The organism is Kitasatospora sp. NPDC059747 (assembly GCF_042732955.1).
Classification (GTDB): domain Bacteria; phylum Actinomycetota; class Actinomycetes; order Streptomycetales; family Streptomycetaceae; genus Kitasatospora.
The window spans coordinates 1-9,474 of the sequence record NZ_JBHWGV010000181.1 but is presented as its reverse complement, the minus strand read 5'-3'; the positions used below and the strand labels follow the sequence as shown (position 1 = coordinate 9,474).

Sequence of the window (9,474 nt, the reverse complement as noted above, 5' to 3'; positions counted from 1 at the left end):
GGCTCTCTGGCGCGCTTATTGCGGCCCGGTTTGGGCGCCGGGCGGGGGGGGGGGGGTGCCGGGGGGGCCCGGGGCGGGGGGGGGGGCCCCGCCCCCCCGCCCCCCCCCCCCCCGGGACGAGAACTGACCACTGTTTACAGCAGGTTCGGTAGCGGGCTGCTCCGGCCGGTGGCCGGCGGCGGAACGGGCTGATCAGCCGGCAGGCCCAGAGGCCGAGGGCCCGCGTGGAACGCGCCGTGGCGGCCTGGACGCGTTCGACGGCCGTGTCGGCCTGGTCCGTGAGGGTGTATTCGCGCGCGGCGATCACGTGGCTGATGGCCTGCAAGGCGGTGTTGCTCTCGGCGTAGGCGGTCTGCAGTGCGCTCGCGGACTGGGTGATCCGGTCGGGGCCGTAGAAGGCGGGGACGTGGCCCGGCCGCGTGAGGGCGTGCAGGCGGTCCTGGTGTACGGCAACCGATTTGGACACGACAACGAGGTGAGATCGGGTGTGCGTCGCCGCGCGCAGCAGCGGGTCCTCGACGGGGTGCCGGACCGAAGCCTTCCCCAGTTCGGCGATGGGGTGGCCCCAGGCCTTCTCGATCATCGCGTCCGCGTGGCCGAGGGCGGTCGGGTCGGACATGGTGTTCTCCGAGGGGGTTTGAGCAGCGGGAGCGGGCGGAGGTTGGGCCTGGGTGGCCTGCTGCTCGGCGTAGAGCTGGACGGCGTGGTCGTTGCTGATGGCGCCCAACTTCCGGCGGGCCCGGGCCGCGCGGGAGTGGACGGTGGCGGCGCAGATGCCCTCACGGTGGGCGATGTCGGCGATGGAGTAGCCCTCGGTGAGGTACCGGAGGGTGGTTGCCTCAGCGGGGGTGAGGGGCAGGCCGAGCAGGGGCGTGCCCACTGGAGGCTCCCTCAGGGAGTTGTTATGGCGCGCTCGCGCCGTGGGGTGCGGGCGGTGATGGCTGCGTTGAAGAGGGCGGTTGGCCAGGGCACGATCCGGAACTCGCGCGGCCTCTCCGGGTACTTGGGCATAGGTCCTCGTGGCGGGTCAGCGGGATCGGCCGGCGAGCGCGCGCTGTGGGGCGGTCGGCGGGCGGGTGGCGGTGGTGTAGGCGAGCGTGGAGGCGGTGGCCCGGGGCGGGGTGGCCGAGTGGGCGAGGGCGGCCTGGACGCGGGAGACCTCCAGTGGAGTCGGCGCCGCCGGCACCGCGATGGCCTGCCGGGGGAGGCGGTCGAGGTGTGAGGGCCGGATGTAGCGCTCGACGGCTCCGGGATTGCCGATCGCCGTGGTCAGCGTGCCGAGCAGCTCGGCGGGGATGCCCGAGGAGGCGGCCGCGTACCAGCGGTGGTCGGGCGGCCCGACCTCGAACAGCCAGCGCTCGCCGTCACCGGCCATCTCGGCCTCGTGGTTCAGGTGGCCGCGTCGCCGGTGCAGGGTGACGAGCTGGTCGGGTGTTCGCAGGGCGGTGGCCGAGGGCTGGGGGTCGATGCGCCAACCCTCGCGGAGGAGTTGGTTGGTGACGTCGTTCCCGATCCTGGTGTCCCCGGCGACGACGGTCTCCGGGGCCGTGGCGTGGGCGGCGGCCAGGGCGGTGGTGAAGTCGCCGACGATCTCCGGCGGGGCTTCGAGGTCGAGAGTGATGAGCCAGGCGGGCGGGGCGAAGGCGTGGGCGTGCGCGCTGATCACCCAGAGCGGGCCGCGGTCGCCCTCGGGCAGGTAGCCGCAGCGGACGGTGTGGTCCGGGGTGGTGACGAAGACGTTGCCGAGGTCGTCGCGGCTGAAGTTCCAGCCCGCGTCGATCAGCGGCTGGAGTCCGGGGTCGCCGGTGTGGGTGGGGCCGGCGAGGTAGCGGGGCGAGACCCGGTACTCGCGGGGGCGTTCGAGCCAGGGGTAGGCCAGCATGGGGGAGGCTCTCCTTCGTCAGCGGCGCGCGGGCCGGCGGCCCCGGGCGGGTTCGGGGCGGCGGCGGGCACGGGCGGTGGTCCGGAGAGCAGGGAGAAGTCCACTGGTGTCGCGCGTGCGGTGGACATGTGGGCGCGGTTCGCGGGCGGGATCTCCGTCCGCAGCCGCTTGGCCGGGTGCACGGCGAGGGCCATGGCGGCGCTGCTGAGGAGGTAGAAGGGGACGCCGATGGTGAAGTCCGCCTGCCAGACCGGGCGGTGGGGACTTCCGGCGATCATGCTCCAGGACGCCGGGACCTGACCGTCCAGCTCGGCCTCCGCCGGCTGGTGGCCCAGCCGGTGGCGGTAGTAGGCCCGGCCGTCCGGGGCGATCTGGTCGTGGAAGCCCGTCGGGCTGTTCGGGGTCGGCCACCAGCCGCGCTCGGCCAGCAGGGAGGCCGGGCTGCCCGGCCGGTACCGCGGACCGCCTTCGAGGTAGTCGCGGTGGTTACTGCGCAGGCCGTCGATGAGCGGGGTGATGAACGCCGCAGTGATCTCGGCCGGGGTGCCGGGGCCGAACCGGGCCGCCCAGAGCAGCTCGCCGCCGGGGGTCGTGTACTCGCGGACGGTCCACGATCCCTGTCCGGCGGCCGGTTCGTGGGTGACGGTGGCGCGTCCGCAGGGGCTGGTGTACCGGAGCAGGTCTGGGGTTTCGGTCCTGGACCAGCCGGGGGCGGTGTCCAGCGGGAAGGTCACGGTGAAGGGGTCGCCGGGGCTGGCGAGGTACAGCGGGCGCACGTACACAAGGGGAAAAGCGGACACGGGGGTTTGCTCCTGGTGACGGGGAGCGGGCCCGTGGGCCGTCGGCGGCGACCTGACGGCGCACGGGCCCGCAGGGGCGGGTGCGGCCGGGTCTGTCCGGGGCGGTCATGGCGGTCACCTTCCTCGGGCCTGTGAGGAGGTGGCCGTGGCGGAAGCGGGCACCTGCGGCTGCGGGGCGTGGCTGAAGTAGGCGGCGGGGACCGGGCTTCGGCGCAGCGCCGCCGCGGTCCGGGCGGAATCCGGGCCGGTGAGCGCGCCAGCGTGGGTGCGCGCCGCGGTGGGCACGGGCGCCGGCTGGGCGGAGTCGTGGCGCAGGTCCCAGCGTTCGACAGCGGCGTAGACGGGGCCGAGCGCCCGGCCGGCGTCGGTGAGCGTGTACGGGGCGCCGTGGTGTTCGCCGGTGCGGGTGACCAGGCCGTTGGCCTGGAGGCGGCCGAGCCGGAAGCCGAGCTGGCTGCTGTCCAGGCCGATCGCGTCGCAGAGCTGGACGTAGCGGGCGGAGCCGTGTTCGCCGAGATGGCTGACGATGGCGGTCGTGTCCAGGTGGTGGATGCGCTGCAGGGCGTCTTCGATCCGCTCGGCCCGGTCCATGGGGGCCGGGTTGATGTGCGTGCGCGACCACTCGGTGAGTTCCCGGTAGGCCGGGCCGAGGGTGAGCGAGCGCTGGGTGAGCTGGTACGGCAGGGAGTAGGCGTCACGGCGGGCCAGCCCGGCTTCGGCCATGGCGGTCAGGCGGTTGCTGACGCTGGCCTGCGCGAGCGACGGGTAGTGCCGGTTGAGCTCGTGGACCCGCATCGGCCCGCCTTCTCGCGCCATTGTGATGACGAAGGCAGTGGTCCACTTCGGCGCGAGCCAGCGAAGGGCCGTCTCGACACGCTGCGGGTCGGTGCGGGTGAACTCGGGGCTGGAAGGCATGGTGGTTCCTGATCAGCGGGAGCGGGGCGGCGAGGCGGCCGCCAAAGGCAGGACGGGTACGGGCCCGGTCGCCGGCGTGGTGACGGGGCCGGAGGGGGTGCGGGCCAGGGCAGCGGCGACGCGCTGGTCTGCGGTGCGGGAGGCGTCGAGGAGGGTTTTGCCGGCGGGTGTCAGCGAGAGCAGGTGGCCGGGCCGGTAGGGTGAGGTGCTGGTGTCGGCGGCGACGAGGTCCTCGGTCATCGGCGCCTCGACGGTGTGGGCCCAGACCGACGGACGCTGGCCACTGCCGTCGGAGAGGAACGCGAAGTGGTACAGGGCGTCTTGGCGCAGCCACAGCTCGCCGCGGTCGATCGCCGCGAGGGCCTCGAATTCCTGGGTCCGGGGGTCGTACTTGGACGGGGTGTCGGGAAGATCGGGCTCGGCGGCCGGCGCCGGGGCGGCGGTGGCCGCCGCGTGCTTGAGGACAAGCGGACTCTCCGCTGCCGATAGACCGGCCTCGGTGCACCGCTCGTAGGCACTGACCACATCGGACAGTTGCGCGAAGGCGGCGCCCCGCCGGGCCGCGAGCAGCTCGACCTGAAGACCGGCGGACTGCATGACGCCGTTGACCCCGCGCATCGACGCGTGGTCGCCCCGGGCGATCGGCTCCAGGCGTTCGATCACCTGCCGGGCCCTGGCGGTGAGGTCCTGGTGGAGCCGGTCCACCTCGCGGGCGCAGGACGCCACCATGAACGCGCGGCGTGTGAGAGGGCTTTCGCCGGGGTGGCGGGCGTACAGCTCCCAGGGGTTCCCGACGCCGAGCTGGTCGAAGACCAGGTGGGCGGCGGGGTTCGTCAGCGGATCGTGGGGGTTCACCCGGCGGTCTCCATCCGGGCGAGGAGGGAGCGGACCAGAGTGGGCAGGCTACCCGGGCCTTCCCCGCCGAGCGGGACGGCGCTGACCGACTCGTCCATGAGTGCGCGGGCGTCCTCGGCCAGGCCGCCCGCGATCTCCGAGCACTCCTCCGCGAAGAGGCCGCCGGCGACCAGGGCCCCGCCGAGAACGTGGAGATACAGGCCGGGCGGAAGGCCGGCCTCGTCGGCCAGGGCGACGATCGCCTCCCGGTCCGGCGCCGAGTAGGCCGCGAGGTCGAAGCCCGCCACCTCGCCCGGGGCGCTGGCCACGTTGTCGCCGGCGGGGAGGCCGGCGCGGGTGCACAGCAGGTCGATGACCTGGGTGAGTTCGGCCAGGGACTCGCTCAGCCAGCCCACGGCGGAGGCGTAGGAGGCGACGGTGAACAGGACCGCGGGGTTGGCCGGGTACTGCTCGTCCAGCAACTCGTCCAGCCGGAGGGCTAGATCGGTGACGGTGTCCGGCCCGGCGGCCAGAGGGCCGAGGACGGGCTGGAGGCAGGAGCGCGAAGGCGGGGTGGGGTGCTCGGCGGTCACGAGGCCGGAGACGGCCTCGGCCGCCTCGATAAGCCAGGTGGCGAGGTCCGCGTGGGTGGGGGCGCTGGTCATCAGCGGGCCTTTCGGGCAGCGGTGGTGGCGTAGCCGGGGGAGGCGGAGGTGTAGGCCGGGCCGGTGGCGGCGCCGGGCTCGGGGCGCGCGGAGCGGGCTCGGGCGGTGCGGACGCGGGCCTCCTCGGCCGGGCCGCCGCCGGACGGAACGCTGACGGCGGTGCGGCCCAGCCGGGTCTGCGCGGAGCGGTAGACCTCGTAGTGGAGCCGGGGTCCGGCGGCGACGAGGTAGACCTCGCGCGGGTGCTTGGAGGCGGGCGGGGCGTTACGGAACTGGACGACCAGACGATGCGAAGCCCAGTTCTCGCCGACGCCGAGGTAGATCTTGTGGCAGCCCTCCAGCCGTCCATCGAGGCGCTTGGCGACGCGCTCGCCGTGCACGAGGTCCTGGAGGTGCAGAAGGGCCTGGTCACGGACGGCGTCGGGCAGTTGGCGCAGGTCGGCGATGGCGTCCGGGTGGGCGGCGAAGGCGTACTTGGCGCGGCTCACAGCGACCGCCCCTGATCGGTCCGTGCGACGGCGGCGGCTGCTGGCGCGGCGGCCAGGACGTCGGCGGCGGTGACGGCCGGGGTGGTGGTGCTGCGGGCGAGTGCGGCGCTGGTGCGTAGGGCGTCGGCGTCGCGGCGGTACTCGGGCGGCTCGGGCAGCGGGGTCGAGCGGTGCTCCAGCCAGTCGTCGGCGGCGGTGTGGTCGGCGAAGGCCCCCTCGCGCACCGTGTAGGTGAACTGGTCGGGCTGAAGCGTCTCCAGGAACACGCGGACAGGAAGCTCCCGGGCCTGGCTGTCGACGGCGGTGCTCCAGCCCTCGACGTCGGACCCGTCGATCACCTGGTAATCGCCGACCTCCAGGCTCTCGCCCGAGCGCCGGATGCGGTCCTCGACCCGGACGGACAGCTCGTCGGCGGGGCGGGGCACCTCGAGGACCGGAGCGAGCTTGTCCGGTGGGCAGCCGCGGTTGACGAGCCAGTTCTGCGCGAACGCGAAGGTGGCGTGCCCGTCCCGGTGCATGCTGAACAGGCCTCGGCTGCTGTCGCGGTCGACGTCGAAGGAGACGATGTTGGCCTTGTTGGGGTAGTCCCAGGTTGCCGTCTTGTCAAAGGCGATGATGAAGCTGCGCTCGCCCACGTCGTGGTGGGAGATGAGCTGGAAGTCCTTCTCCCAGGGGTGGTTGTACGCGTGGCCGGCGGACTCGTCGGCGGCCTTGAGGCCGTCGAGGCGGAAGTCAAGGGTGTTCATGCGGCGCCTCCCAGCTGGTCGGGGGTGGACAGGAGGCGGTGGGCGGGCCGGGAGGGGCTGGTGGTGCAGGCGGCGAACGGGCCGTCGGGCGATCGCAGTTGGAGCAGGGTGTGGTCCAGGTGGTCGCGGTGCCAGGTGGACGGGCCGGTGTGGCCGGCCTCGGCTGCGGTCAGCTGCTGCCACGCGAGCCACAGGCCGTGCAGGCGGGCGACGGCCTCGGGGTGCTCGTACCAGCGCGAGCACCAGGGGCGGGCGGAGCCGATCTCCCGGCCGTAGCTGGGCAGCAGGAGGTGGTTGACCCAGTTGGCCAGCCCGGCCAGTTCGGCGGCATACTGTGCGCCGCCCATCGCCAGGATGAACAGCGTCGGGGCTGTTTCGAGTTGGCCCTCGGCGGCGGGGCCCGGCTGCCCGTTGCCGGGCGCCTGGTCGGGGTCGTTGTCGGCTTCGGAGCCGAGACGGTCCAGGAGGACACCGTGCTGGCGGACCTCGGCCATGGTGCGGTTGAGGGCGCTGACGAGGTCGTCGAGGTCTTCGTCGGGGATGCGGATCGGCTTGGGCTCGGGGGCGCCCGGCTGCGGGTCGGACATGGCACTTCCAGGGGGTCGGACGGACGGGGGACCGGGGCGGTGGTCTTCTGCAGCGGGTCATGGGCAGGGCTCCTGTGGTTTGGGTGAGGAAGAGGATCTGGGGGATCGGCGGTTTGGCTCGGCCGCCAACTCGCGCTAGACGCAGACGGAGTAGTCGCGCCGGGCCGTGGCCAGGCGCAGGCCGAGGGCGACGGCGTCGGCGAGGGTGTCGGTGAGCGGGTGGCCGGTGGCGGCGAGTTTGGCGGGGTGGTGGAGACCGCCGGTGTGCAGCACGGCGAGCGCGCCGTTGGCGTGGGCGGCGTCCGTGTCGTCGACGGCGTCGCCGACCAGCAGCACCCGCTCGGCCTGGTCGGCGAGGCCGAGCGCGGCGAGGTGGGCGGTCAGCGGGGCGGCCTTGGTGCCGCCGGAGGGGCCGGTGCGGCCGTCGATCCGCTCGAGGAAGTGCCCGATCCCGGCCTGCTCGACCTCGCGCAGCAGCGTGTCGTGCGGGCACAGCGACAGCAGTGACTGGGTGTGGCTGGCCTCGCGCAGCGCGGTCATCAGCTCGACGGCGCCCTCGCGCACGCGCACCGGCTGGGCGCGCAGGTGGGTGAGGAAGGTGTTGTCGCTGGTGATCCACTCCTGTTCGGTGATCTCGCGGCCGAGCAGGCGGGCGTAGAAGGCCGGGATCGGCACGGTGTGCTTGGCCCGGTAGGTCTCCCGGTCCACTGGGGCGCCGCCGAGGGCGGGCAGGGTGGCGTTCAGTGCGTAGACGTGGTCGTCGAGGTCGTCCTTGACCGTGCCGTTCCAGTCCCAGACAACGTGCATGCGGGTGGCGGGAGTTGCGGCGGCGAAGACGGTGTTCACGGGGGTGTCCTTCGGGGTGAGCTGGGTGGTCAGGCGGAGAGGCGGTCGTTGAAGCGGTGCAGCAGCCAGAGCGCGGCGCCGGCCCCGGCGAGCGGGACGGCGGCGACGAGCAGCGGGGCGGTGGCGAGGGAGGCGAGGGCGGTGCCTACGGCTTGGCCGACGCCGATGCAGGCGATCAGCCAGGCGAACGCCTCCGTGTTCTCGCCTTCGGGGGCGAGGCGGTCGACGGTGAGGAAGGAGGCGGTCAGCAGCGGTGCGAGGAAGGTGCCGGGCAGGACCGCGCCGAGCACGGCGACGGCGGGTGCGGGGTCGGGCAGCAGCGGCAGCCACCCGGCGGCGAAGCCGATCGAGGCGGCTACCAGGTGCCGGGAGGGGGCGCCGGGCCAGGCGTGGCGGCCGTAGGCGAGGCCGCCGAGCATGCTGCCCAGGGACAGTGCCGCGGGCATCACTCCGGCCAGCCACCCGGCATGGTGGCGCTCGGCGGCGGACAGCGCCAGGACGTTGACCGCACCCAGAGCGACGCCGGTGCCGATCAGCGCAGCGAACAGCACCCGAAGGCCCGGCACCCGCAGCGGCCCCATCCAGTGCACCCGCCCGCCCGGCGTGGTCGGCACCCAGGTGCGGGAAGGCTCGGCGGTCACGACCAGGCCGGTGCCCAGCAGCCCGAGCGCCGCGGTCGCCACCAGGGCCGCGGGAGCACCGGCACCGGCCGCGAAGCCGGCGGCCACCAGGGGACCGGCGACGAACACCAGGCCCTGCGTGCTGCTGTCCAGCGCGAGCGCGGCACGCTGCCGGTCCTGATCCGGCAGCAGCACCGGCCACAGCGCCCGAAGCCCCGCCTCCAGCGGCGGCGTGCTCAGCCCGGCGACGACCACGGCGAGCGCGGCGAGCACCGGGTGGCGGGCCGGTCCGGTGCACGGCAGCAGCAGGAACGCCGCACTGGCCGCGATCGTGGCGGGGACGAGGATGCGGGTCTGGCCGTGGCGGTCGACCAAGCGCCCGAGCACCGGCTGCCCGACGGCGGCGGCCAGGCCGTAGAGGGCGCCGAACAACCCGGCCAGGGCAAGCGGGCCGTGCTCGGCGCGGACCAGCAGCAGGATCGCGATCGGCGCCATCCCGGTGGGCAGGCGTCCGATCAGGGTGCCGCCCAGCAGCCGGGCGACGTGCGGCGAGCCCAGGACAGCGCGGTAGCTGCTGCTGTCCTGGGCTGGGCCGGAGGCGGTGGTGGTGCTCAAGGAAGAGGTCCTTTGGTCGTGCGGCCGGCGGCGCGCGGGCGCGCCGGGCCGGGGCATGCGCAGGCATGACAGCCCCCTCGGTTGGTGCGGCTGCGGGGAGAACAGTCCGCGGATTCCGGGATTTGGTACGGCCGGGGACAGGAGGTAGAAGCCTCCTCGCAACGGCGGTGCAGCGCGGACGGCGCGGGAAGGGCGGTGCCAGCAACTGCAAGGCTCGGGCAGCCTGTTGAGGGAAGGACGCCGCCGCCGAGCGCGGTGAACTGAGCAGGTCGGCCGAGCCCCGGGGTGGCAGTCACCCGGCCAGGCCCAAGACCTTGCACCCACTCGACGAACTAGTACTCCAGCAGGACTTCGACGTTTTGCCTGTTCAGAGGGCTGCGCGGTGGAGTGTAGCGGGCTGCTGCTCGATCAGGGGCGGTCTTCATTGGACCGCCCCTCGATCGTGTGCAGCCGGCGTTGGTAGTGACAGCGCCGGG

The 9,474-nt window shown here is 73.9% G+C and carries 11 protein-coding genes; all 11 read right to left on the bottom strand.

The window, feature by feature from the left end; genetic code table 11:
- The coding region (locus ACFV4G_RS40865; RefSeq protein ID WP_380448245.1) for a helix-turn-helix transcriptional regulator at nt 1-880 on the bottom strand (880 nt) is incomplete at its 3' end.
- A gap of 147 nt (nt 881-1,027) precedes the next feature.
- A complete protein-coding gene (locus ACFV4G_RS40860; protein ID WP_380448243.1) occupies nt 1,028-1,882 on the bottom strand; it encodes a DUF317 domain-containing protein in 855 nt (284 codons plus the stop codon).
- A complete protein-coding gene (locus ACFV4G_RS40855) occupies nt 1,780-2,682 on the bottom strand; it encodes a DUF317 domain-containing protein (RefSeq protein WP_380448241.1) in 903 nt (300 codons plus the stop codon). The genes ACFV4G_RS40860 and ACFV4G_RS40855 overlap by 103 nt, the downstream gene beginning before the upstream one ends.
- A gap of 114 nt (nt 2,683-2,796) precedes the next feature.
- Nucleotides 2,797-3,597: a winged helix-turn-helix transcriptional regulator gene (locus ACFV4G_RS40850; RefSeq protein WP_380448239.1), complete on the bottom strand. Its 801-nt coding sequence runs from the start codon at nt 3,595-3,597 to the stop codon at nt 2,797-2,799.
- A gap of 12 nt (nt 3,598-3,609) precedes the next feature.
- Nucleotides 3,610-4,452, bottom strand: a complete 843-nt coding sequence (locus tag ACFV4G_RS40845) for a hypothetical protein (RefSeq protein WP_380448237.1) — start codon at nt 4,450-4,452, stop codon at nt 3,610-3,612.
- The gene (locus tag ACFV4G_RS40840) at nt 4,449-5,096 is read right to left on the bottom strand and encodes a hypothetical protein (RefSeq protein WP_380448236.1); all 648 of its coding nucleotides are present in this window, start codon (nt 5,094-5,096) and stop codon (nt 4,449-4,451) included. Before ACFV4G_RS40840 ends, ACFV4G_RS40845 begins: the two co-directional genes overlap by 4 nt.
- Nucleotides 5,096-5,584: a hypothetical protein gene (locus ACFV4G_RS40835; protein WP_380448235.1), complete on the bottom strand. Its 489-nt coding sequence runs from the start codon at nt 5,582-5,584 to the stop codon at nt 5,096-5,098. The genes ACFV4G_RS40840 and ACFV4G_RS40835 overlap by 1 nt, the downstream gene beginning before the upstream one ends.
- A complete protein-coding gene (locus tag ACFV4G_RS40830; RefSeq protein WP_380448234.1) occupies nt 5,581-6,330 on the bottom strand; it encodes a glycosyl hydrolase in 750 nt (249 codons plus the stop codon). The genes ACFV4G_RS40835 and ACFV4G_RS40830 overlap by 4 nt, the downstream gene beginning before the upstream one ends.
- Nucleotides 6,327-6,917, bottom strand: a complete 591-nt coding sequence (locus ACFV4G_RS40825) for a DUF4913 domain-containing protein (RefSeq protein WP_380448233.1) — start codon at nt 6,915-6,917, stop codon at nt 6,327-6,329. Before ACFV4G_RS40825 ends, ACFV4G_RS40830 begins: the two co-directional genes overlap by 4 nt.
- A gap of 135 nt (nt 6,918-7,052) precedes the next feature.
- Nucleotides 7,053-7,763, bottom strand: coding sequence for an HAD family hydrolase (locus tag ACFV4G_RS40820; protein ID WP_380448232.1), 711 nt, complete (start codon nt 7,761-7,763; stop codon nt 7,053-7,055).
- Between the two features lie 29 nt (nt 7,764-7,792).
- The gene (locus ACFV4G_RS40815) at nt 7,793-8,998 is read right to left on the bottom strand and encodes an MFS transporter (RefSeq protein WP_380448231.1); all 1,206 of its coding nucleotides are present in this window, start codon (nt 8,996-8,998) and stop codon (nt 7,793-7,795) included.
- Between the last annotated feature and the right edge of the window lie 476 nt (nt 8,999-9,474).